Consider the following 25099-nt stretch of genomic DNA (forward strand, 5'->3'; position numbering starts at 1 on the left):
CACCTTTTCATTTAGCCTCTAATGCTTTCCTGAGCCGGGCGATAGATTTGCGGATTTTGGCGGCGGCACTCTTCCATGACAACCAGCTGCTGTCTGACCTGCTGCGGAGTAATCGCTAACTCCTCGGCATTAACAAGTGTTCCGTACAGCATGAGATATAATTGCTCCGTCATGTAATCGTATTCGCCTTGACCTTCCGCCAATTGAAGCTCCCAATTCTCTTTATACCAATTGAGCGTTTCGCGGCAATAGCTCGGCATTCCGTTCTTGTCCACCAGCGGTTCCGTAGTTAATTGCTGAACGGGTGCTTCCTCCGGTTTAAAGTAGCGCCATTCCAATCGGTCATTATTACCGCGCAATCCCCCATTTGTCCCCTGAATGACGAATGACTCCCCCGGGAAAACGCTGCACGAGGAGACTTCCAAATCGATGGTAGGGCGTCCTTGTCCGCGAAGCAGGATTTTCACATAATCCTCTGCATCCCCGTACGTATTGGCTTGATCCATGATGCAAGTGACTTCCGGTATCAGATCCGATCCGAACAGCTGCAGCGCCTGATCCACGGTATGTGAACCCAAATTCAGCAAGCTGCCGCCATTGTTGCTTTGCAATGTTTGCCAATCCCATCTGCGCGCGAACCGGCTGCTGGTGAAATCGACTTGCACGATGCGCCCCAATACACCGCTTTCGATCACTTCGCGAATACGCACATAAGCGGGCATGTAGCGGGACTGTTGGAATACAGCTAATCGTTTACCGGATCGATTGGAAGCTTCAATGAGTTGATCCACTTCTTGAGATGTTCTGGCCAGCGGCTTCTCGCACAAAACATGAAATCCACGGTTTAACAGCTCCAAGGAGATCGGAACATGCTGATGGCTTGGCGAAGCATTGACGACAAGATCAAGCTGCTCATTCTCCACCATTTCCTGCCATGTCGCATATGCATTGCAATTGAACTCTTGGCGCGCCAGCTGCTGTCGCTCCGGCATGGAATCCGCCACCGCAGCGATTTTGAAATACTGAGGCAGCTTAGCTAATAATTGCCCGTGAATATCGCGTCCGCTTCGGCCTTGCCCGATAATTCCGACATTTACGATTGTTTGTTCCATGCTAACAATCCCCTTTTCCCAATTTAGTTGGTTGAGTTAGTCGAACACGACATGCTTGCCTGTCGCTGAGCTTTCGTAGATCGCCTCGATGAGCGCCACGGCTTGTTTGCCGTCCTCGCCTTTCACATACGGTTCTGTTCCGGTTTCAATCGCATGTATAACATCTTGCAGCTGCATCTGATGGAAAATATGGCTTATGCTTCTCGGATCGGAAACACCGCCGTATGCCGCCTGAAGCTCGATATCCGGCTGATCGTTGTATCCGGGTACCGACCAATGTACGATCTGCGAGCCCTCTAGCTTTATCGTTCCTTCAGAACCATAGAAACGAGTGGCAGTAGGAAACCCGGGATTTATGCTGGTTGAAGCCATGATCGTACCCATCGCTCCGTTCTTGAACTGCACAATGCCCAAGCCAATATCTTCCGCTTCCATCACATGAGTTTGTGTAGCAACCCGGCCGAATACGGTATGGACCTCTCCGGCAAACCATAGAAGCAGGTCGATCGAGTGAATCGCTTGATTCATCAATGCGCCGCCGTCCTCCGCAATCGTGCCGCGCCAGCCGGCACTATCGTAATACTGCTGCGTCCGATAAAACGGCACTTCAACCTCCACAAGCAGCAGCCTGCCAAGTCGCCCCTCATCCAACACGCGCTTCACTTCTAGGTGCTGCGGTTCGAACCTGCGCTGCGAAATAACAGACAGCGTCCGACCTCGCTCCTGAGCCATTCGGATAAGTTCGGATGCTTCCGACGCACGCATGGCCATAGGCTTCTCGATTACCACATGCTTGCCTGCCGCAAGGGCATCTTTTCCAATTTGATAATGGCTCCCGCTTGAGGTAGTGACACATACGATATCGACATTATCTCGACTAAGAAGCTCGTGATAATCCGTTGTCCAGTCGCACTCCTCACGGACTGATGTCGCTTGCGCCTTCTCTGCATTTCGGCTGGTAACAACCGTTACTTCGGCGCCGATCAGCCCACGAATAGCTTCCAGATGATAGTCAGCAATGGTTCCGCAACCAATCACACCGAATCGCCAGGTCATCGCTCACTCACCCCGTCTTAGCTCGTAGATTGGCAAGCAGATTTCTTAATCCTTGGAGCGACTGGGCTGTGCCTTCCATCGCGGTTCCGCCTTCGGGAATGTAATGCGTTTCCAGCGTGAATAGACCAGCGTACCCATCTCGATCTAAACCTTCAAAATGCGCCTCATAAGGAACGATGCCTGACCCAATGGGAGTTGCTTTTGGATTACCGGTCTCATTGAACTGAACGTCTTTCAAATGAACATGGGCAATTAGATCACGAATGCTGGAATAACCTTCCGGATAGCTTGATCGGTTACCGTATTGTTCATTTCCCGGATCCCATAAGACGCGCAAAGCAGGGGAATTGACAGCTCCGACAAGCCTGGCGACTTCAGCGGCAAAACCGCCATTGCAGGATGGTTCATTCTCGAGCAACAGCAGCTTACTGCGGCTTAGGGCTAATGCGGCAGCGCGAATCAAATGCTGCACGATCTCGTCCGCATGTTGCTCCGGCTCTGTTTCACGCCAGAACGAGAATATTCGAATTCGGTTCGTTCCCAGCTGATCGGCAATGTCCATCGCACGTTCCAGCATCGCGAAATGCTCGGAAACGGTGCGTTCTTCCTGATTAAATCTGTCGCCTTCCGCTACCTGATTGCCAGTACCTAAGGCACATTTAAATATCGGAGAAGCGATGCAGGAAACGAAAAGTCCCCGTCGCTCTGTTTCTGAACGGATAATCGCAAGCTGTTGGTCATTGAACGAGAGAACATTTTGACCACTGATGGAACGGATCTCTACATGCTTCAACCCATATAACACTGCAAAATCCAACGCTTCAATGAAATCCGATGGCGAGACTTCATCTGTTATGACACCTAAACGATCCTCAATCGAACGTTGCACCGCCCCTTACCTCCTCATCACCTAGAGCCGTAATTTGATTCATTCGTTTACTGCCGAGTCAGACAGCGTTGCTTGGGTTGCCGATTGCTGATCCAAATAGAGCGTCCAATTGGGATGGGATCGCAGCATTGTAGCAGGGACAAGCGGTGTGATGTCGTTATCGAGCGTCCGTTTGATGGCTTCTGCTTTGACCGCATGCGGTACGCAGGAGAGAATCACCTTGCTCTTCATAATCTGACGAACACTCATTGTGATCGCCTGAGCAGGTACATCCTCCAAGCTGGCAAACCAACCTTCTCCGACTTGCTGACGTTTACACGCTTCGTCCAGCTCAACTACGATGTAGGGCTCCTCTGTTTCAAAATTCGCAGGTGGATCATTGAACGCAATATGAGCATTTTCGCCAATGCCAATCATCGCAAGATCGATCGGAGCCTCTTGAATGACTTCGTTCAACCGCTCGATGGTCTGCTGGATGTCGCCCTCTCCATGAACGAGGTGATACTTTGCCAGATTCACATATCGGATAAAACGTTCCTTTAGGTACGCTTGAAAGCTGGCGGGATGCTTATCTGAAATTCCTGCATATTCGTCCAAATGGAACATTTCCACCTTGCTCCACTCGACCGGTTGCTTGACGAATGCTTTGAAAAATTCAAATTGCGATGAGCCCGTCGAAAGCAGAAGTCTAGCTCTTCCTTGACGATCAATCGCTTCCTTCAGAATCTGTGCGGCGTGTTCGGCTGCCTCCTGTCCCAATTGCTGCGCATGCTCCAATACTTTAATGTTCATGTAGGGCCTCCTATGGAATTAGTTCGAATAGGTCTGATATACGTACCGCTGTTCCCTCACTGATCGAGCGATTCGCTGCGAAGCCGATGGCACAAGACATCGCGCCGTCTCGGCTAGTCGCCTGCCTGGAATCACTGGGATCCGATCCATTCATCAGTGCGCTCAGCAACCGTCCATCGCCTCCGCCATGATCGCCGGACTCCTCTTGCAGCGGAACGTCAATCCTCTCCTGCTCTCGGTTGAATAACTGGATACGCTGAACAGGTTTACCGGCATAAGGGCCGACTGCCCCGTCAAAATAATCCGCTTCCAGTCTCCCCTTCGTTCCCGTAAGCACAATCCGGAAACCTTCGTAAGGCGCATAGGCCGTGAGCGAGTAGCTCATCATCGCTCCTTTGGCATAATTGACGTTAACACTGAGTGTATCTTCAATGTCGATCTCATCGGCGAAAACGCACTGATCGCGGTAGTAGTGATCTATTCCCTCGCACTCTTGGTAAAGAGCTTTATAGTTGCCCTGATTCAGATCGATATAGAACTCACAGGTATCGGAATAGGAGCAGCCAGAGCATCTGGTGCCTCGCTCTTCTCGTGTCGGACCGTAGAATCGGGTAGCACCGAACGCATGTACGGTAACGGGTTCATCCTCAAGCAGCCAATTCACGATATCAAAATGATGGGTCGATTTGTGGACGAGCAGCCCGCCGGAATTCACTTTCTTCCGGTGCCACCTGCGAAAATAATCGGCGCCATGTTTCGTATCCAGAAACCATTCGAAATGGACATGCGTCAACGTACCCAGCGCATTTTCCAGGGAAATTTCTTTGAGCCGATTCATGAAAGGCATGTACCTGAGGTTGAAGGTAACCGTGACTTGTTTGCCGGTTTGGCGCTCTGTATGTAGGATTTGGTTGCATTTGTGCTCATCAATCGTAAGCGGCTTCTCGGTAATGACATCGCAACCTGCGAGCAGAGCTTGAGTGATATACAGGTGGTGCGTGCTATCGATAGAAGTGACGATGACCACATCCGGCTTCGCCTCGGCCAACATGGTATCGAAGCTCGTGTACACGGGAAAATGACCGCCCGTTCGCGATCGCAGCAGCTCTGAGCGCTTCATGTTCGTGTCATAGACACCGACGATTGTCGCTACATCGGCATAATCCCGTGCAATCGGAACCGCGAACATATAGGTGCCTCTGTTGCCTGCGCCTACGAGAGCGTAGCTTTTCACGAGTTGTTACGCCTCCTTTGCTTGAAGGATTGATAAGAGATTGATAAATTTCAAAAGCAGCTGCGCATGCGAAAACGTCCTCCGATCGCTGTTGTCCCCCTGAATTTCTGAACTTGGATTTCCCAATGGTAAAATTCGGGGTACAAAGGCGAACGCTTACGCTTCTTCAGACTGTTTTCGCCTGCTCCGCCAGGGCAGTGGATCAAGAACAAGCAATGTCTGGCGCCTAGAAAAAGTCCGTCATATACGCGGTGCGGCGGGGGATGGCGCGCTCCCATTTGGCAATTTCAGACGGGTTGCCGATCAGGCGGCCGTTCATGCTAAGCTGGGCGGGCCGCTGGCAGCCGATTAGCATGGTCGAGAGCGTTTGGATGTCGCAGCCGACTCCATCCGAACTGCTAGCTTCAAGCTGGGCAGCTTCAGCGCGGCCGTTGTCGCTGACTGTTAGCTCCCACACACCGCGGTTCCACTCGGCGTGATCGTCGGTGATGCGGACGACTAACTTCTCAGACTCGGCGGTGAATGGATAGAGCTTTATGAACGCTTCAATGTCGACGATGCGGAACATGAAGTTCGCGACTATCTCTTGCTGGAGCTTGGGCTCTGCCATTGCGAAGAGAAAGGGATCGTCGTTAGGTCCGGTAAACTTCAGCCGCGTAACAATAGAATCATGATTGCCGATGAACTGCCATAGGCCGTTCCTAGCCGAATGATCGAGATACACGAGTTCATGGATGTTCATGAATCGGTCTTTAATGTCATAAAGCATGTACCCGGCCGGCGCACCGTCCGTGTCGTAATAAACAGCCAAACTGCCCAGCTTACGGTTGAATACATGCTGCCGCCACCATTTCTCATCACGGCGCAGCATGCCGTTATAGTTTGAGCGGGCGTATCGATCGTAAACTTGATTTGCCGTTTGCCAGTCCTCAGCCGACAAGCGTTTGACCACTCCGGCCGCCGAACCAAACTTCGGAACAACCGACATATCGAGCGTGTTAACGCTTTGCGTCGAGAAATACTCCCAGCCATATTTGCGATAGAATGCATAGGAGAATGGGTTCAACATGGAGACCGTCTGGCCATTTTCCCGCATCATCTCCAAACTGCGGACGAGCAGTTTACTGACCATCCCCTGCCTGCGCAATTCCGGATAGGAGGCGACTTGGGCAATTCCTCCCATCGCCAGCGCTTCTCCTTGTACATAAATATAGAGCGGAAGTACTGCAAGCTGTGCTGCTAATTGATCCTCTACGAAGTAACCCAGAAAGTGCTCCATGTTCATTTTGGCAAGACGCTCTTGCATATCGGATTCCGAGAACCGAACGGCAAAAGCAGCCTGAGTAAGCGTAAGCGACTGTCTTGCTTCTTCTTGCTTGATGATCCTGATCATGCTGCTCCCCCTTTGCATGACGTGCTGGCGGTCGATCTGTCCTGACCAAACTATATCGAAACGATGCGATGCTCGAAACGATCAGTATTTGTAATCATTCATTTTATTTACATTACCTATAAATTCAGTGAAGTTATGAAAATAAGACCATTGTTCAAACCGCTTTCTTTCTTTAATATAAGAGAAACAGGCTTGAAAACAGACCATGACGGGAGAGGGTTGTTTTCATGAAAATAATCGCTAGGCTGCTGCGGTTCCCCTACACACGTATGAAGTCCCCTTCTCTGTTCTTCTGGCTGCTAATCAGCTACATGACGATTGTGATCCTACTAGTTTCTTTCATTCTTTATTCCGTTTTTTTCTACAGAGGTACGATTAAGGAAGAAGTCATCACCTATAATAATGTCAACTTGAACAACACCATGGAGAACTATGAGTCGAAAATCCAACTGATCGAGAACGCCGTTTTATCCTTCTCACTCAATGAACATATTGCTGCACTCGACAAACCAAACTTTGATTATGTTGCAGGCAGCAAGCTAATCGACGAAATCCAAATCTATCTCGCAAACCAATCGCTCTTCCTGGAAAACATGATTGTCTATTTCAAGAAAAGCAACGTCGCCATTGAGAAAACACGCGGGGCAGACGCTGACGTCATGTTCAAGCGTTATTATGTAAGCAAGACCTACGGTTACGAGTTCTGGCAATCTCAATTCGATAAACTCTACGTGACGAACATATTGCCAAACGACGTATTCTCTGAGCTTGAATACAATACCAAACGGGTCAGTGAACGCAAGCTGATTCCAATCATCATTAAGAATCAAACCAACCCCTCGGTTTATATCATCGCTTTAGCCGACGCACAGAAAATGTATAAAGCATTTCATCAATCCATTACCAACGATTTCTACATCCTAGACGACGCGCAGCGCTCATTCTTCACTACCGTCAATGATCAACAAAAACAGTTCCCCGTCTTAGAAGGCAGTCACGGTTATGTGAAGAAGGACTCCAACTATTACTTCTACAAAAAGGGCGAGATAACCGGACTTACCTACGTCAACGTAATCCCGGATGACAGCATCGTATCGCAGATGAAATGGAATATTACGTTCGTTATGCTGCTCGTACTCTCTATCTTATTTAGCATGCTGGTATCCTTCCTGTTCAGTATGCGATTCAACCGTCCGGTCAAGCAGCTCGTGCAATCGATCCAGCAGCTTACAACCGGATTTCCTTGGCAGAAGCACAGCGGTATTAAGGAATTCGCCTTCATCCAGGAGAGAGTCCGACATCTGCTCGATTCGAACTTTGACATCAGCCAGAATCTGGAGGAGAAGAACTCCCTTCTTCGCCATTATGCCTACATTAATCAACTGAAGAACATAAGGAACAACACCAGCTTCTTAAAGGATCTCATCAAAAACAACCAGCCTTACCGCGTCGTATTGTTCAAGCTGACCTTCAGGCCGCAGCTGCTTGAGGAAATCGACGATGACGAGGAACGTGCGACCTTATTTATACGCGCCTATATCGATAAAATCTTAACGGAACGCTATCCCGATTCCCTCACGCTGCAGCTCGAAAGCGATCAGCTATTATCTGTTATTTATTCCGACAATGCCGAGCACACACTCGCCGAGACACTGGATGGGTTTCGAATCGTGCTCGATCTGGACCGCGCTTACTGTTTCTCCACGATGGCCGTGAGTAAGCGTTATGAACACGCCGACGAATTCAATCTCTCTTTCGAACAGACCAAATCCCTGCTCCAGCATCGTAAATTCAATGATAGGAACCAAGTGCTGTGGGCGGAGACGGAGTCGAGGCTGGTGAACTATTTTCTAATGCCGGCCCAAGAGGAAGAGATCACCGCGAGCTTGAACAATGGCAACGAGTCTCAGCTCGTTCAGTTTATGAAGCGTGAACTTGCCGGACTGCGGAAGAAAGAAGCGACTGAGCATGAAGTGAAAGCTTTCATAAGCATTGTGGTGGACAGAACGAAACGGGCCTATATCGTTAATCATCTGGATACGGAGCTGCTTCAAACCTTGCAATCCCGTTTGCAGCACAGCCATACATTCGAAGAATTGGAGCAGTTGTTTGAGGAGTGGCTGCCTTCAATCACCAATCTGATCAAGAGCAAGAAGGAGAAGAAAGATCATATTACGAGCTTCGTGTTCGATTATTTGGAGAATCATTATGCGCATGATATTACGCTCGATATGATGGCGGATAAGCTCAACATCACAAGAAGCTATCTCTCCACCTATTTCAAGGAGAAAACCGGCACCTATTTCGTAGATTACGTCAACTTGATCCGAGTGAGCCGGGCAAAAGAGCTGCTGTCCCGTTCGGATGTCAAAATCCAGGATGCCGCCGCCCGGGTCGGCTACCAAAATATTAACTCGTTCAATCGGATGTTCAAGAAGTTCACAGGCGTCACGCCTAGTGAGTTTCGCAAGGTGGAACGCGTTTGATTCGCCGACTCCACCTCATACTCATTCAAACAAGTCCGTGCTTAAGTACTTTAAACCGGAGTCGTTGATCGTAAGCGCGATTCGTGCGCCGCGTTCCCTTTCTTGCAAAAGCTGCAAAGCAGCAGCGATGTTCGCACCGGAGGAGTAGCCTGCGAAGATCCCTTCCTTCTTAGCCAGCTCTCTGGCAGCGGCAATCGCATCCGCGTCTGTAACGGTCAAGTAATCGGTTATCTGTTCTCGATCCAGCAAAGGGAGTTGCATGCTGTATCCGCCGCCTTGGATACGGTGATTAGGATTCATAATTGCTCTTCCAGCTAGGTACGGTGCGTGATGAGGTTCAACCAAGTAACATCGGATCGACGGCTTATAACGTTTAAGCGCCTTTGCGCAGCCTGCGAATGTACCGCCGCTCCCGGCGAAATCGACGAACACATCGATTTCGCCGTTTGTTTGTTCCCACATTTCAGCAGCGGTGTGGAATTCGTGAGCATGTGTATTTCCCAGGCGTTCAAATTGATCCGCTCGGAAAGCACCTTTCTCGCTTACGATTCTTCGCGCTTCCGCCTCTACGAGGGCTAGGCTTTCTCCTGAAACCTGCCCCGGAGCAGAGCCCGGAGCCTGGTCAACTAATACAACCTCAGCGCCAAGCGCCATCATCATGCGAGCTCGTTCGTAGGAATTGCCTCGCGACATGACCGCGATAAACGGATACCCCTTCACCGCGCATACGATAGCAAGTCCCGTGCCCGTATTGCCGCTGGTTAGCTCGACGACGGTCTGCCCCGGCTGAAGGCTGCCGTCCCGCTCGGCTTCCTCGATGATTTGCAGCGCGATTCGGTCCTTCTTGCTGAAGCCGGGGTTCAAATACTCCAGCTTCGCATAGATCGCCCCTTCGAAGCCGGTTGTCAGCCGCGAAAGATGAACCATAGGCGTATTGCCGATCGCTTGATGGACGCCGCTCAACAATTGTCCTATCATCGCTTCGTCGTACCTCCATGGAGTGGATTTTTCATGGGGTCCTGCCAGCTCTCGACGACTATGAAGTCCCCCTGCTCCAGCACTTGCAGCAGATCGGGGATATCGAATGCGAGCAGCAGCCCCGGAACGATGATGCCGGATTCGTACCGGTGCGAATCCGCTTCCGCAAACGCCCGGAAGCTTTCCAGTAAGCCTGCCGCATGAAGCCCATGGCAATCGCCGCTCAGCACGGCAGCATATAGGGCCGTAAGCGCATGCTCTTCCTGCCCATAAAGCGTAATCTCCGCCCGTTCATAGCCGGGCGTTCGCTTCAAGCCGCTAATCGCGGCAAGTACATCCGCGACCCGCATCCCTTGCAGCGATCGGCCCAGCATTCTGGCATTATAGCCGCTCGCCTTCTCCGGCTCGAACATGCCGAAGGTGCATGCGGGCTCCATCGCGGCAGGTCCCGTACCCCGCGGATGGATCGCAAGCGCCGCATCGTATCCGGCCTCGCGGGCTTGCTCGAGTCCCTGCCCGCTGATGCCGCCTACAGCGAGGCAAACACGAGCGAGATCTCGCCGATCCGTGAAGAAGTGCACGGTTCCTGTAAGCGGCATGCCTTCTTCGGACTCGAATGCAACCGCCCCGGTCTCGTCGATGGCCAACGGCTCGGCTTTTATAGCGCTGTCAGCCGGCAGCTGCAGCAACTTTCTTAGCTGTTCGCGAACCTCCGGCAGCTGCAGCTGCCGCTCAATAGGAAGCTGAAGCAGCCGCTCCCTGATCATGCTCGGCAACGTCCCGCCGAACGAGGATCCAGCATCGCCGCCTTGCAAGCACAACAGATCCGCTTCCGCAGGCAGCCGCTCGTAATCAATCCCTTTCTCTGTCACGAAGTCGACTTCAAAGACGCGGCAGAAGAATCGGAGCACCTGTTCCCGCGTATCGTGCCAGAATCCGTGCCCTTTCATCGCGACGTGCAGCTCCAACTGCTCCTCGGCTTCGAGCAGCCGGTACAGCTTTTTCGATTCAATGAACGCATCGCGCACGCCGTCGATCGGGAAGAAATCGAACATGGCGGCGCCGATCAGATACGGCTTTGGCGCCGCAGCCGTCACGAGATCGCTATGGTCGAGTCCGCGCGCCATAAAGCCGGGCAAGCATTGCTCTGCATCCTGCGCCATGATCCGGTAGAGCAGCGAGCGCAGCTCCGTAATGTAGCAACAAGGCGCAACCGCCTTGATTCGGTCGTCGTAGGCGCCCATATAAGCGGACATCGTGCCGCCGCCGGAATTGCCGGTTACGCCGACGCGCTCCGCATCCACTTCCGGCCTGGATAGCAGGTACGTCAATGCGGCGATATTGTCGCGCATCATATACGCACCGAGATGCTCGCCTAGCAAGCTAAGCTTCTCGTCCAGAAAGCAGTGGGCGGCTACCGCGTCCATCCACTTCTCGCCGTCGTTTCCGTCCGCTTGCGGCACACGCCTCTCCCCCTGCCCGATCGGGTCAAACGTCAATACGCAGAAACCGTTCATGGCCGCTTCGACGCAGAACGAAACATAAGAACCGTACGCTTTTCCTTCGTTCGCATGGCCGTTAAACAGCAGCAGCGCAGGCAGCGGACCGCTTCTCTGCTTCGGATAATAGAAGCTTCCGGTTGCGAAGAGCCCCGGAACCGTTTCGATACAGACCTTGTCAATCAAGTAACTGCCTTGATCGAGTGATCCCGTTACCTTTGCGTTTTCGGCAGCTTGAGGCAGCGGACCGACGGACGCTTGAAAAGCTTCCCGGATCTGCTGCCGATACGCCAATGCCCCTTCTCTGTCGTTCACTTGCTTCAGCGCGGTCTTTCTATTGACCAAATAATCCGCGTTTAACCGGTCCAGATAACGCCGGAACGGATGGCTGTGAAACCGCTCGATATTCGGATAATCGTCGATATAGGACAGCTCCCGCCTACGATTCGCCTGTTCTTCCTGCAAAGAGTATGTACGCATAGTCATCTCCTTTCGCCTTTCGATTGTCGCCACCCGATGATAAAGAGGGAGAGAGTTTCCTCTCTCCCTCTCACCTGAGAAGTCTTATTTCCACTCGCCCGCGATACCGTTTTCTTCAAGCTGACGATTGACATCGTCGATGATTTCCTTACCGCCCGAGTTCAAATATTCCTGCACCATTTTATCCCAGTCGTTGATCGATTCTTGACCGACGATCATCTTCGTCGTATGTTCGGCTACGACTTGATCCAGCTCGGATACTTTCGCGTACAGCAAGTCGGAGTGAATGCGGTTGACCGGATCCAAATACGTCTTCGTCGTCTTCAGCAGATCGACCGCCGACTGCACGAACCCTTTCGTGAACGGATCCTGCAGCACCATCGCCGGCTGCGTATCTTCATCCGTCGGCGCCCAATAGCGAATGCCCAAATACGTAGAAGGCATTTCGCTGAACGCGCCGTCGATGTCGAGGGCAATGCCGTTCTCCATATTATAGCCTTTGCCTACGCCGCCGTTCTGCCAGTCAAACTCCGGATTTTGATCGTTGCGCTGATCGACCGGAATGAACGTCATGAAGTAATTGATCATTTCAAGAATGCGATCGATTTTCTCCGGATCGTCCGCCAGCTTCGCGTTCAAGCTGTGCAGCTCGTAATAGCCCGGCAAGCCCATGAACCCTTGTTGGCCGTCTTCCTGCGCAAACGGAGGAATGACCGCGAGCTCCGCTGTCGGGTTCGTATCCTTCAGCGTTTTGAAGCGAGTTTCGGAAATATCGTAAGGCTGTTCGTAGAAGATGCCGACTTTGCCGGCGAAGAAATCTTTACGGACGTCAGCCGACTTCGTAACGGCCCAGTCCTTGCTGATCGCGCCTTCTTTATAAAGATCGTTCAGGAGCGTAACCTGCTTCTTGAAGCCTTCGGAGATATTGCCCGGAATCAGCTGGCCATTCTCGTTCTTGTTATACCAGCCGCTGTCCCATTCCGCGCCCATCCAAGCGCCGTAAACAATGGACTTGGCGAGGCCCAAACCGAGCGTGTCGTTCTTGCCGTTCTTGTCCGGATCGTTCTTGGCGAAAGCGATCGCCACTTTCTTCAATTCATCGTAGGTGGTCGGCATCGACAGACCGAGGTTGTTCAGCCAGTCTTGGCGGATGATCGGCTTCTTGCCGTATTTGGCAGGGAAGTAATTCGGAATTCCGTAAATCTTGCCATCGACCGTCACGGCATCCCAGACGTTCTTAGGAATGTTCTTGATCGCATCGTATTTGTCGATATAATCGTTCAGCGGAAGGAATGCGCCTTGCTTCGCCCATTTGACGAAGTTGGCGTCAACGCCTTCCATGCCGATAACATCAGGCAGATCGCCGGCCGCCATGACGACTGGCAGCTTGTTCGCATACTCGTCATACGGTACGAATTGCGATTTCAGATCGATGTTGAACTTCTCGTTGATCATCTTGGCGCCATTGCCGTTCGGGTCCGGAAGCGGGCTGGCCCAGGTGCCTTGAATAGTGCTAATCTCGAAATTTTTCTTCTCGTCGGCAGCAGGCTGCTGGTTCGTTGATGCAGGCTCGTTCTCCGTTGTCGTCGTAGCCGGCGTGTTGCTGGAATCGGTCTGTTCAGCGGTGTTAGCAGGTTTGTTTGTATTGTCGTTCGAGCCGCCGCATCCGGTTAGCCCGGTCATGATACTTACGGCTGCCAACAGCGTCACGAGCTTTTTCGTTTTCATGTGTAGCCCCTCCCTAGTATCCCTCTTAATGGTATGCCGAATCTGGACGTAATTACAATCCTGCTTTTTAACCTTTTACCGAGCCCAGCATCACCCCCTTGGCAAAATGCTTTTGCAGAAACGGATACACAACCAGAATCGGAATCGTCGCCAAAATGATTGCGGCCATGCCGATCGTCTCCGGCGGCGGCAAGTGCGCGGATCTCGCGGCTTCGCGAGCGGCGCTCGCAAGGGTGTTGGCAGCATCGTCGAGTATGACGATTTGCCTCAAGATGACCTGCACGGTCCATTTTGCCGGATCGTTCAAATACAAGATGGCCGTGAAGTAGGTGTTCCATTGACCAACCGCGTAGAATAAGCCGAAGGCGGCGAGCGCCGGTTTGGACAGCGGGAGAATGATGCGCGAATAGATTTGCCAATCGTTCGCTCCGTCGATGACGGCGGCTTCGTTCAGCTCCTCCGGAATGCTTAAGAAGAATTGGCGCATAACGATCAAGTTAAAGGAGCTGATCGCGTCCGGGATGATGAGCGACCAGTAGGAATCAATGAGCCCTGTCGCTTTGACGATCAAATACGTCGGGATCATCCCTGCGCCGAAGATGAAGGTAAACAGGACAAGGAACAGATAGAACCGTTGTCCCCACAGCTTTCTGGTCAACGCGAAAGCCATCGTGGACGTGAGGAGCAGGCTCACGATCGAGCCGACGATCGTAATGTACACCGTTACGCCGATCGACCGGATAAATTCTTTGGAGTCGAAGATAAACCGGTACGCATCGAGCACCCAATGTTTCGGGAACAGCAGAAGCTCGGTATTCATAAACTCCTCGTAGGAAGAGAACGAAACCGCGGTAATGTAATAGAACGGAAATACCATCACGAACGACAGCACCACCAGCAGCAATAAATTGATGCCATCGGTAATGCGATCCGACAACGTTCGCTTGATCGGCATGGCTCGCCAGCTCCTCTCTTAGATTAAAATACGCCGTCTTCGCCGAACTTCTTGGCAATTTTATTGGCCGCTAGAATAAGTACCAGTCCGATAAGCCCTTTAAACAATCCAACCGCCGTACCGAAGCTGAAATCCGACTGCTGGATGCCCTTGAAGTATACGAACGTATCCAGTACGTTTCCGACGTCCATCGTGAACGGATTCAGCATGAGGAAGATTTGCGTAAAACCGGAATCCAGCACGCTGCCGAGCCTCAGAATCAACAGAATGATAATCGTGCCTCGAATGGCCGGAAGCGAAATATGCCATAGTTGACGCCACCTGTTCGCGCCATCCACAATCGCCGCTTCATATAAAGTCGGATTTACACCGGCTAGCGCAGCCAGGAAAATAATCGTGCCCCAGCCCGCTTCCTTCCAAATGACCTCGAGCACAATGAGCGGCATAAACCATCCCGGCTGCTGCAGAAACGGAATCGCCTCCATTCCGAAGGCCATGTTCAACCCCGTATTGACGATACCTTCCGTCTTCAGGAAAATCGTTACGATACCCACGACAACGACCCAAGACAGGAAGTGAGGCAAATAGACGACGGATTGAATAATCCGCTTTACCCTTTGGTTCTTAACCTCATTGAGCATCAATGCGAGCACGATCGGCACCGGGAAAGCAAAGGCGATTTGCAGAAAAGATAGCCAGAGCGTGTTCCACAGCACCCGGATCACTTCCGCATCTTCGAAAATGCGTTTAAAATGCTTCAGCCCTACCCATTCGCTCTCGATAAAGCCTTTAAACGGGCTGTAATCCTCGAATGCGATAATGTTGCCCAGCATCGGGACATACCGGAACCAAATGAAGTACAAGAGCCCCGGCAGCAAGAGAAGAAATCCATAGCGCTCTCGGTATAGACGGGAGGCAAGCGACTTGGCCGGCACCTTTTTACTCTTGATTATTGTTTTGCTGGCTTCCACGGATGTTGTTGCCATGCTGCTTCTCCTCCCTGCTTCGTTTTCGATCGTATCTATTGTTTGATATAACGGATGAATTGCGGGAACGCGATTTCCGGCTCTTCGATCTCCGGCACCCACCTTTTCTCCCACTCGAAGGACAGCCAGCCCTCGTACCCTTTCTCAGCAAGCAGCCTTACGCATTCGCGGATCGGTACGTCACCTTCTCCGGCGAGCGTAATTTGACTGTGCATGTCCGAGCCTTTCGTATCTTTGATATGCGTATGTTTGATGTAGCGTCCTAACCGTTCATAGGTGACGTCAAGCGGTTCTCCGTCTCCGTACTTATATGGATTGTTAATGTCCCAGAGCACGCCGAGTGCGCTGCTCTCTACTTGATCGATCACTGCCTGCAAGGTGCGGGAATCCGAGAAGTCGCCGTGCGTCTCCATTAATACGTAGACTCCCTTGCCTTCCGCATGGCGACAAACCGCCTGCCAGCCTTTGGCAACCTGCGCAATCGTTTCTTCGCGGGCGTCCATGTTCGGGATCGCATCTCCGAATACCCGGATGTAGGGCACGCCTAGCTTGACCGCCAAATCCACCGCTGCTTTTCCTTCTTCAATGGAAGCCTCGAGCTTCGCCGGGTCGTGAAAGACGCAGGACGTATCCAGGCAAATGATATCCAGGCCGTGTTCCTTTAGTTGGTTTATGGACTGCTCGATAGTTGCCGGCAGAAACGGCGTACATTTATGAAGCGCCATTTCCGCTTCGATGCCGCGGACTTCAATGCCGTCGAACCCAAGCTCGGATGCTTCTTTCAAAATTTTCTCCCAGCTCCAAGTCGGACAGCCCAGCGTGGAAAATGCCACTTTCATCGACTAGCCTCCCATTCGTTTCGCCATCGTCTCGCTTTCGCTGATTCCAATGTAACGGATGTCGGATAGCTATGAAAATTGCTGCTTTTTTCACTAGTTCATTTATTTTGTGCTGGCCGTAAAATTCGTGAAGAACTGAAAAAAGCGACTAGTAAAGATACGGTAAATTCGTGAACCATGCGAAATTCCTACAGTTTCCCTTTGCGATTCGAAGGCGCACAATTAGGATAGCGGTTATATAGAAGGAGTTGATCCGATATGAAGCTTTCGGTGTGGGCCGTGAATGACGGCGAGAAGGTGTTGAAGGAAGATTTGGCAAATCCGAATAAAAACGGAAACAGCGTATGGGATGGCAGCACGATTCGTTTGTTCGCGGCAAGGAACGAGACGGTCGCGTTCCAGGTTATCGTAGAAGCAGGCAGCACGGAGGTTACCGGCCTCTATGTCGAAATGTCCGGGTTTGTTCATGCGGAGTTCGGGGAATGCCGAATGGAAAATGCCGCCTTGCTCGATGAAGATCCCTCCAATTACGTTGGCCGGCGTATCGAAGTGTTCACGCAGCATTATTTATACGTCTCCCCCGATCTCGGAACGGCGCCTCAGTGGTTCTATGCGGAATCCGCTCCGCCGCTTCATCGCTCCGGCTGGATACCGGATGCGCTTATTCCCGCAGATGCCAAGCCGGGGCTTGGCGGTCAACCCGTGCACATGTCGCCCCGCTCCAACCAAGGCTTCTGGATCGACGTGTATGTTCCAAGCGATGCGTCGTTGAAGCCGGGGATCTATCAGGGGACAGTGACCGTGCGGTGCGGCGAGGAGCTGGTCGCGAAGCTGCCGGTCGAGCTGCAGCTCTATGATATTGCGCTGCCGGACGAGAATCACTCGGTCACCTTTGTGTATGCAAATGAAATCGAAGAATACTTCCCGGATACACCTGATATTCGGGATCGGCTTCGCAGAATGGCGCATCGCCATCGGTTCGATTTGGTTGGCTCGGATGTGCACAACAATCGTTTTGACGCTGCGATGATGGAACATTATGCGCCTTACCTCGATGGATCGTTTTTTACCAGAGAGAACGGCTACGAAGGCCCGGGCGAGCATGTAGGTGAAGGCGTATTTCCGGTCGGGATGTACGGAGGTAAAGTGCTCGGGAGTGAGCCGGCGGAAATTCAGCGCGAAGCGGACAAGTGGGTGGATTATTTTGAAAGTTTGAATTGGCCGGGCGTTTATTTCTGTTATTTAATAGATGAGCCGCTCCCGGCGAAGTACGAGTGGATTAATGCACAGGCAAAAATCATCCATGATTCCGCAGGCTCCGGCAGCAAACTCCCACTCTTAACGACACGTAGATTCACGCCTGAAATCGAGGATGCCATCGACATCTGGTGCGCTCATAAGATTGATCCTGTTTCCGTCCGGAAGTGCGAAGAAACCGGAGATAAGCTGTGGTTCTACAATGGCTACCGTCCCTATCATGGGTCGCTCATTCTGGAATCGGAAGCAGTCGATATGCGCGTGAATGCTTGGCTGCGCTGGCGATATGGCATTGAAGGGTATTTCATCTGGCATGGCACGCACTGGCGCCATAACCATCAAGGCCCCCGCGGTCGCTGGAATCAGAATGTGTTTCAATATCCGGTTACGTTCATGTATGTAGCCCAAAATGAGGCTGCATATTACGGCGATGACGGTGTCCACTTCGGCAATGGCGACGGAATATTATTCTATCCTGGTCGCGATCCGTTCTTCCGCGAACAGGATCGGGGCATTAACGGACCGATTAGCTCCATTCGGATGAAGAACCTCCGCAGAGGGATTCAGGATTATGAATATTTATGGCTTGCCTCGCAGCGCGGCAGCCGTGCTGCGGCGGATGCGATCGCCAAGGAAGCCGTTCCGACCGGGATGCATGAAACGATTGCGGATGGGCAAGCCTCTTGGTCGTCACGCGGGAGTGACTGGGACAGCTACCGGAGGAAGACGGCTGAGTTGATTGTTGCTTCGGCGATTGAGTTGAAATAGCAGCACTTCATACCTTTGCGAAACGGGGTCTTGCGCATGTCCGTTAATTCTAGGAAAGTTATCGTCATTGGTGAGTTGAATGTGGATTTGATCTTCGCCGATTCAGATATTCAGCCTGAACCGAATCGCGAGAAGCTGATTCGGGATTTTCGGCTTGCGTTAGGCTCTTCTTCTGCTATAACTGCGGCAGGCTTGGCTGGATTAGGCGTGGACGTTTCTTTTGTTTCCATTGTCGGCGCGGACGAGTTCGGCCGATTCTGCGTGAAGGAATTAGAGCGGCTTGGCGTTGATGTTACGCATGTTGTATTGGACAACAATGTGCGCACCGGAGTTACACTATCCCTCTCCGATGGCAGAGATCGTTCGCTTCTGACGTATATGGGGGCAATCGGAGCCGTTTCGCCTGCGATCATACCGGAGGGACTTTTTCTAGATGCTGCGCATGTTCATTTTGGCTCGTATTTCCTGCAAGAGCAGATGAGGCCGCATTGGGTTGAGCTATTCAAGAAGGCTAAGGCGCATGGCCTCACGACTTCCTTCGATTCCGGATGGGATCCATCTGAGAATTGGGATCGCGAGCGAGTTCGATCACTGCTTGCTTTAACCGATTGGTTCATCCCTAGCGAAGAGGAAGCAATGCGAATTTTTGAATCGGATACGATAGAAGATTTGCCGGATTGCTTGCCGAAAGTTCGTGGTACGGTCGTGGTGAAATGCGGAAGTAAAGGCGCCATGACTGTGTTCCCAGACGGGCTTGTTGAATTTGCTCCTTCCTTCTCTGTAAATCCTATCGATACGACAGGTGCAGGCGATTCGTTCAATGCCGGGTTTATTACAGCCAAACTCGAAGGCAAAACCGATTCTGAAGCGCTCGTGTTCGCCAATGCTTGCGGGGCACTATCTACCCTTGCGATTGGCGGAGCCGGTACGGTCTCGCGCGAGGGATTGGTGAAGCTGTGGCCGAAAGGGTTGCAGGCAATATGACGGAAGCTTCGAGTGGACTTCCGATTGTGTGTGCTTCTTTGAATACGGCGATTGATAAGCAGCTTGTCCTCCCCGCTCTGCATCTGGGTGAGGTGAATCGGGTAACGCATGTGGATGCCACTGCGGGAGGAAAAGGACTTAATGTTGCGCGAGTAACGGCGGCACTCGGCGCTCCAGTCTTGGCGACCGGATTCGCCGGAGGCAGCAACGGCTCTTGGATTATGAGCAAATTGATAGAGATTGGCCTTGAACAGCAGTTGATCCCTATTGAGCTAGAGTCTCGCATCTGCTTGAATATCATCGATGAAGGTGGTCGACGGTCGACCGAATTGCTAGAGCCTGGCCCAAGTATCTCCCACGAAGAAAAAGAGAGATTTATAGCTTTATGGCGGAGCTTATGCGTGCCGGGTCGGTGGCTAACGCTATCTGGTAGTTTACCGCGGGGGCTTGGTGATCGATTCTATGCGGAGCTTGTTACAGAAGCCAAGTTGGCGGGTGCTAATATTGTGCTAGATACGAGCGGCATACCGCTTGAGTTAGGCGCACGAAGCGGTCCGCATACGGTCAAACCGAACGAGGATGAATTTCGGCAATGGTCCGGCTCCGACCCTCGTGATTATGGAGCCGTCCGACGAATGGCAGCACAGCTCGGCGAGTATGGCGTACAAACCTTAATAGTTTCTCTAGGTCCTGACGGTTGCCTTGCCGCAACACCGGACGGACGGTTGTGGCTGGCGACTCCTCCGAGCATCCAACCTGTAAATACGGTTGGATCCGGCGATTCCTTTGTCGCCGGCTGGACCGTCGCATGCTCACGCGGCATGGACGTCTCGGCGGCACTGCGGTTTGCGGTCGCTGTCGGCACCGCAAATGCGATGACTCCCGGCACCGGGCAAGTAAACTTAGCCGATGTAGCGGAGCTGCTTCCGCAAGTGAAAGTCACAATCTTTTGAATTGTGGTCGCTAACCGACCGCAGCGCAATTATCATGTGAAAGAGTTGCTCCTGCAGCAACTCTTTCTTCATGTCCGAATCGAAATGCTAATTATGTAGCTCCCAGAGCTACTCATTCCACGAATCTGCCACTTTTCAACGAATGTGTTGCTCCTAGAGCTACTCTTTACTCGAATCCACCACTTTTCAGCGAATGTGTTGCTCCTAGAGCTACTCTTTAATCGAATCCATAACTTTCCAGCGAATGTGTCGCTCTAAGGGCTACTCTTCAACTGAATCCACCTCATTTCCACCAATGTAGATCCCTTTATGAGCTTCTTTAGCGATTTCCACCACTTTCCCACCAATGTAGATCCTTAGGCGAGTTATATTGGCATCTACCACCAGTTTTCCGCCAATGTAGATCTCTTGGTGAGCTTCCATTGAGATTTTCACCACTTTCTCTCCAAAGTAGATCCCCTGCGTGAGCTTCTTTTGCGATTATCCCAGAATATCCGCGTTGAGTTACCACAAAAGCAACAACGTCCGCTTCCAATAATGGAAGCGGACGTCTCTAGCGCAATACCAATCAATCGCGCCAGTCCAATAGGACCCCAAGCGCTGCATCCTTCCTGTTCAACAAAAGCTCGTACCCCTGTTTCGCTTGTGTACTCGGAAGCTTATGCGTGATGAAAGGTTCCACTACGAGTTCACCCGTTTCGATAAGCTGCAGCATCTCGCGATAGAGCGAGCCAGATGATGGAAGGCCGTCGATATCTTTGATCGAGGCATGTGCCCCGATTAAACTAACGCCTTTGCGGTGGATATGGTCGTACACGTTCATGGTGACCAGGCCACGCGTCGATCCCAGCAATATCACCTGTCCGTGCACTCTGCACAGCTCAAGCGCTGTATTCACAAGTGCCGGAACCCCTGTTGCCTCGACGACGATGTCAGGGTCTTTACCGCCTGTAATCTGATGAATGGCTTCCATCAAACCAATCCCCGATTGCACGACATGCTGCAAATTGGTATTACGGGCTAACGCCAGTCGTTCAGCTACCACATCGACTCCGATTGGGATGGCTCCCTCCCTCGCATACAGCTGTGCCGCTAAATTACCGACCAGCCCCATACCAAGCACAACTACATAATCCCCTTCTCGAACAAGCGCCTGTAGAACGGACGTCATCGAGATTTCGGCAATTCTGGCGAATAGAGCCTGCTGTGGTTCGACGCCGTCTGAGAGTTTGACAATCTCCTCATCCGATGCGCCAAACACGCCATAACTCGCATGATGCCCCACTGTAAATACGCGATCGCCCACCTCAAAATCAGTCCCGACACCGGCAGCGATCACTTCTCCAACAGCAGCATAACCCGGATAAAACGGGAATTTGGCGAATCGATTTCGTGGATTATCGATATCAATATGAGTGCCCGTATAGAGCGCAAGCTCCGTGCCCGGACTGATTAAGCTGTACGTGGTCTTGACCACTACTTGATCATCTTCCACAGAAGCGAGATCAAGAACCCCCGCTTCATAGGCAAGCTCAAAAGGGCCTGGAAACACCAGCTTCGTAACTTCCAACTGTGAATGTGTCATGTATTGCTTCCATTCCTTTCTCCCTGACGATACTGCTGCGCAAACGTAACGGCACCGATAAGTCCAGCGGAATCACCTAATTTCGCTTTCAGAATCGCCGGTTTCTTGGAATTGACGTATCGCTCATGGATTTTGTCGCGGATCGGTCCTAGCAGCAGATCGCCTGCTTCCGCAACCCCACCACCAATAATGACGGCATCCGGGTTTAGCAAACATACGGCGGTCAGCAATTTGGAGCCGAGCACCCCACCAACATATCGAAAAATCCCCTGTGCAACGATATCACCTGCCGTAGCCGCGGTGTAGACATCGAATGCAGTAGGTACCCGGTTCAATGAACGCAATGAGGTACACGCGCCATCACGTTCAACCGCCTCCCTCGCAAGTCGAGCAATACCGGTTGCGGATACTATGCTTTCCACGCAGCCCTGCTGCCCGCAAATGCAAACGCCGTCTGCCCCATCCACCGGATCATGTCCGATTTCCCCGGCAAAATAGTCCCCGCCCGTAACGATACGTCCGTCTGCAAAAATAGCCGCCGCGATGCCTGTACCTACTGTCAAACAAAGCACATTGCGATAACCCAATCCGGCACCTGCGATCACCTCGCCAAGCGCATAGATTCGCACGTCGTTGTCGATTCGTACTGGGATGCCCAAACGATTGCTCATCTGTTCTGCGAACGGTACGCCAAACCAGCCCAAATTCGATGCTGCTTCTGCCCTGCCACGAGACGGGTCCACGATGCCGGGAACGCCCATGCCGCATAATGCCAAGCCATCTGAACAATCGGCATCCTTCGCCAATAAGAAAATCTCTTCGGATAACGAATCGAAGAATGTACCGGGAAGGTCCGTCTTATTCGGCAAATGTGGAAGCAGCGTTGGGATCGACTTCTTCTTAAGCAGCTGCCGCGAGTGATTAAAAATACCGATTACGGTATTGGTACCCCCAATATCTACGCCCACATAAGCTTGTTTCAAAGCTAATGCTCCCACGTCTACCGCAGCTTCAGCCATCGCCCTCCCTCCGATAAACCGACTTCCCCCGAACGTAGGTAACGACCACTTCGAGTTCCGAATCTAGCAAGAGGAAATCCGCATCTTTTCCCACCTCAAGCGACCCCTTAGAAGCGTAGACTCCTACTTGACGCGCTGGCACCGAGGTCATAGACGGCAACAGCTTCTCTAGCGAATAACCCGTGAACCGGATCGCATTCCGCAGCGCATTTATCATCGTAAGCGAGCTTCCTGCAAGACTGGAGCCATCCTTCAAATAGATTTGCCCATTATGCATCGTGACCTCACCGTAATCCCCATCAGCGAGACCGGCGCAGGTGACGGCATCCGTAATCATGCAGACATGATCCGGACCTTTCCGATCGAACAACAACTTCACTACCGCCGGATGAACATGAATGCCATCGCAAATCAGCTCCGTCGTCAGCTCCTCCAGCATCAGTCCAGCACCGGCTAAGCCAGGCTCGCGGTGGTGTAGTGGACTCATCCCATTAAAGTGGTGCGTGGTATGACAAAGCCCGCTGCGAACGGCTTCGCATACCTCTTCGTAGGTTGCATTCGAATGTCCGGCAGAAACCGTAATCCCCAGACTCACCAACTGCCTCAACGCTTCTAGTCCCCCGCGCACTTCCGGGGCAAGCGTCACCAATCTAATCTGGTGCTCTGCTGCTTCGATCAACTGCTGAATCTCCGGGCCAACGGGCTCGCGGATATCGGCTTTGCTCTGTGCCCCTCGCCTCGTTTCATCAATATAAGGCCCTTCCAGATGAATGCCGATCAAGTCAGCCCCAGAGACGCCTTCGCGAATAGCGGCAGCAATTTTACCTAATGCAAATGAAATTCGCTCAAGCGGCGCTGTGGTCGTCGTCGCCAGAAACGAGGTTGTCCCGTTCGCCGCATGGAATCTACTAATGCCGTCCAAGTGCTCGTACTCACCAGTCATCACACTGTAGCCGTTGCCGCCATGAATATGTACATCTATGAAACCGGGGATGAGAAGCAAGCCGCTCACATCCTGCAAGACCACCTGAGATTCCACATTCAACTCAGAGCCGCCGATAGCGGCTATTTTGCCATGGTCGTCTACAATAACCTTCCCTTGCTCCACGATGCCATTAGGTGTATAAACAGAGGCGCCAACATAGCATATGGCTTGCGCTGCCATCGCTTCATCCCCTTTACTTATTCAACTGGGCCATATATTGCATAAATGCAGGAAAAGCAATCGTCGGATCTTCAATGGCAGGATGCCATCTCTTCTCCCACTCGAAGGACAAATCGCCGACGTAACCTTCGAATTCCTTAAATTTTGCTAAGCAGCCTGTTATGACGCTCTGTTGCAAACTTGACCAAACCAGCGACCTGCCGGTTAAACCGAAGCTCGCCCTCTTCCGCTGTTGCATCCGAATACAACATGGAACCTCCAATGCCAAGATGCTCGCGCGTATGCCCCAGATTGGCAGCCATGTTGACTCTGTCCTTGTTCAAATGCAGCATCATACTCGTTTCAATGCCTGCCGCATGATCGCTGGCACGGCGCGGATCATCCGCATCCATCAGCAAATAATCCATCGTAAAACTGACCGGTTCGACGCCTTCGGGTGATTTGCAATGGAAGCACACTTCATCTAGGACATTTTGCTGAATCGAAGGATTGTGACCGGATACGAGCACGACGAGCTTAAAGCCGCGATTTAAGTAGTTCCGGCATGCGTTAATGAGCAGCGCGGAGAAAAGTGCCGTATCCATGGCATAAAAAGAACCCGGAAGCTGGTAGCCTGCAGTCGCATCCATCCCATAGCCGATTCCAAAGCCTGCATCCCAATAAGCATCTGCCGCAAAATGAATCGTAGGCATCACAACGCCGCCCGCCTGCTTCGCCGCTTCCAAACATAAATGCTCGGCTTTGAGCGAATCGACGCCGAGCGGATTATGTCTCCCATGCCACTCCAACGTACCGAGCGGCTGAAATGCAACAGGGAACTGCTCTTGAATAGATAGCAGCTCCCCCGGGCGCAAGTGGGTAGCCCTGACTTCATCAGGAATCGGTTCATTAGGAATTTCGCTTCGTACTTTATCCGCTTCATAATAGGTTCTCATGATTCT

Annotated in this window: 21 protein-coding genes; 4 read left to right on the forward strand and 17 right to left on the reverse strand. The window is 51.9% G+C overall.

Annotation, left to right across the window (positions count from 1 at the left end; translation table 11 throughout):
* Positions 1–11: 11 nt before the first annotated feature.
* From AC50Y3_RS16365 to AC50Y3_RS16390, 6 genes are all read right to left on the reverse strand, one after another.
* A complete protein-coding gene (locus tag AC50Y3_RS16365; protein ID WP_494819794.1) occupies positions 12–1112 on the reverse strand; it encodes a Gfo/Idh/MocA family protein in 1101 nt (366 codons plus the stop codon).
* Positions 1113–1148: 36 nt separating this feature from the next.
* Positions 1149–2168 carry a Gfo/Idh/MocA family protein gene (locus AC50Y3_RS16370; RefSeq protein ID WP_494819795.1) on the reverse strand — a complete coding sequence of 340 codons (1020 nt, stop codon included), beginning with the start codon at positions 2166–2168 and terminating at the stop codon, positions 1149–1151.
* A 7-nt stretch (positions 2169–2175) separates the two neighbouring features.
* A complete protein-coding gene (locus AC50Y3_RS16375) occupies positions 2176–3057 on the reverse strand; it encodes a sugar phosphate isomerase/epimerase family protein (protein ID WP_494819796.1) in 882 nt (293 codons plus the stop codon).
* 39 nt (positions 3058–3096) lie between these two features.
* Complete coding sequence (locus tag AC50Y3_RS16380; protein ID WP_494819797.1) at positions 3097–3849, reverse strand: glucosamine-6-phosphate deaminase; 753 nt, start codon at positions 3847–3849, stop codon at positions 3097–3099.
* Between the two features lie 10 nt (positions 3850–3859).
* On the reverse strand, positions 3860–5083 hold the full coding sequence (locus AC50Y3_RS16385) for a Gfo/Idh/MocA family protein (protein WP_494819798.1): 1224 nt from the start codon (positions 5081–5083) through the stop codon (positions 3860–3862).
* A 226-nt stretch (positions 5084–5309) separates the two neighbouring features.
* Positions 5310–6476, reverse strand: a complete 1167-nt coding sequence (locus AC50Y3_RS16390; RefSeq protein WP_494819799.1) for a GNAT family N-acetyltransferase — start codon at positions 6474–6476, stop codon at positions 5310–5312.
* A gap of 227 nt (positions 6477–6703) precedes the next feature.
* Between AC50Y3_RS16390 and AC50Y3_RS16395 the strand changes: the two genes are divergently transcribed.
* The gene (locus tag AC50Y3_RS16395) at positions 6704–8962 is read left to right on the forward strand and encodes a helix-turn-helix domain-containing protein (protein WP_494819800.1); all 2259 of its coding nucleotides are present in this window, start codon (positions 6704–6706) and stop codon (positions 8960–8962) included.
* Positions 8963–8983: 21 nt separating this feature from the next.
* Here AC50Y3_RS16395 and AC50Y3_RS16400 read toward each other — a convergent pair whose 3' ends face one another.
* The 6 genes from AC50Y3_RS16400 to AC50Y3_RS16425 all read right to left on the reverse strand — a co-directional run bounded on the left by AC50Y3_RS16400 (position 8984) and on the right by AC50Y3_RS16425 (position 16427).
* Positions 8984–9940, reverse strand: a complete 957-nt coding sequence (locus tag AC50Y3_RS16400) for a PLP-dependent cysteine synthase family protein (protein ID WP_494819801.1) — start codon at positions 9938–9940, stop codon at positions 8984–8986.
* A complete protein-coding gene (locus tag AC50Y3_RS16405; RefSeq protein WP_494819802.1) occupies positions 9937–11925 on the reverse strand; it encodes an alpha/beta hydrolase family protein in 1989 nt (662 codons plus the stop codon). Before AC50Y3_RS16405 ends, AC50Y3_RS16400 begins: the two co-directional genes overlap by 4 nt.
* Positions 11926–12003: 78 nt before the next feature.
* On the reverse strand, positions 12004–13647 hold the full coding sequence (locus AC50Y3_RS16410) for an extracellular solute-binding protein (protein WP_494819803.1): 1644 nt from the start codon (positions 13645–13647) through the stop codon (positions 12004–12006).
* 67 nt (positions 13648–13714) lie between these two features.
* Complete coding sequence (locus AC50Y3_RS16415) at positions 13715–14602, reverse strand: carbohydrate ABC transporter permease (RefSeq protein ID WP_494819804.1); 888 nt, start codon at positions 14600–14602, stop codon at positions 13715–13717.
* A 23-nt stretch (positions 14603–14625) separates the two neighbouring features.
* The gene (locus tag AC50Y3_RS16420) at positions 14626–15588 is read right to left on the reverse strand and encodes an ABC transporter permease (protein ID WP_494819805.1); all 963 of its coding nucleotides are present in this window, start codon (positions 15586–15588) and stop codon (positions 14626–14628) included.
* Between the two features lie 35 nt (positions 15589–15623).
* Entirely contained in the window at positions 15624–16427 is an 804-nt protein-coding gene (locus AC50Y3_RS16425; RefSeq protein ID WP_494819806.1) for a sugar phosphate isomerase/epimerase family protein, read from the reverse strand.
* A gap of 258 nt (positions 16428–16685) precedes the next feature.
* Between AC50Y3_RS16425 and AC50Y3_RS16430 the strand changes: the two genes are divergently transcribed.
* Genes AC50Y3_RS16430 through AC50Y3_RS16440 form a run of 3 tightly spaced genes read left to right on the forward strand, consistent with a single transcriptional unit; the run spans position 16686 to position 20389 of the window.
* Positions 16686–18452 (forward strand): DUF4091 domain-containing protein, encoded by a 1767-nt coding sequence (locus tag AC50Y3_RS16430; RefSeq protein ID WP_494819807.1) that lies wholly within the window; start codon positions 16686–16688, stop codon positions 18450–18452.
* A 36-nt stretch (positions 18453–18488) separates the two neighbouring features.
* Positions 18489–19436 carry a carbohydrate kinase family protein gene (locus AC50Y3_RS16435; RefSeq protein ID WP_494819808.1) on the forward strand — a complete coding sequence of 316 codons (948 nt, stop codon included), beginning with the start codon at positions 18489–18491 and terminating at the stop codon, positions 19434–19436.
* Positions 19409–20389, forward strand: a complete 981-nt coding sequence (locus AC50Y3_RS16440) for a 1-phosphofructokinase family hexose kinase (protein WP_494819809.1) — start codon at positions 19409–19411, stop codon at positions 20387–20389. The genes AC50Y3_RS16435 and AC50Y3_RS16440 overlap by 28 nt, the downstream gene beginning before the upstream one ends.
* A 261-nt stretch (positions 20390–20650) precedes the next feature.
* On the opposite strand, the gene AC50Y3_RS16445 is transcribed toward AC50Y3_RS16440, so the two are convergent.
* The 5 genes from AC50Y3_RS16445 to AC50Y3_RS16465 form a co-directional block, all read right to left on the reverse strand.
* The gene (locus AC50Y3_RS16445; protein WP_494819810.1) at positions 20651–20824 is read right to left on the reverse strand and encodes a hypothetical protein; all 174 of its coding nucleotides are present in this window, start codon (positions 20822–20824) and stop codon (positions 20651–20653) included.
* A 133-nt stretch (positions 20825–20957) separates the two neighbouring features.
* On the reverse strand, positions 20958–21974 hold the full coding sequence (locus AC50Y3_RS16450) for a zinc-dependent alcohol dehydrogenase (protein ID WP_494819811.1): 1017 nt from the start codon (positions 21972–21974) through the stop codon (positions 20958–20960).
* Positions 21971–22993: an ROK family protein gene (locus AC50Y3_RS16455; RefSeq protein WP_494819812.1), complete on the reverse strand. Its 1023-nt coding sequence runs from the start codon at positions 22991–22993 to the stop codon at positions 21971–21973. Before AC50Y3_RS16455 ends, AC50Y3_RS16450 begins: the two co-directional genes overlap by 4 nt.
* The gene (gene nagA, locus AC50Y3_RS16460; RefSeq protein WP_494819813.1) at positions 22986–24158 is read right to left on the reverse strand and encodes an N-acetylglucosamine-6-phosphate deacetylase; all 1173 of its coding nucleotides are present in this window, start codon (positions 24156–24158) and stop codon (positions 22986–22988) included. The genes AC50Y3_RS16455 and nagA overlap by 8 nt, the downstream gene beginning before the upstream one ends.
* Before the next feature lie 137 nt (positions 24159–24295).
* Positions 24296–25093 (reverse strand): creatininase family protein, encoded by a 798-nt coding sequence (locus AC50Y3_RS16465; protein ID WP_494819814.1) that lies wholly within the window; start codon positions 25091–25093, stop codon positions 24296–24298.
* Positions 25094–25099: the final 6 nt, after the last annotated feature.

It is taken from the genome of Paenibacillus sp. J22R98 (assembly GCF_059383835.1).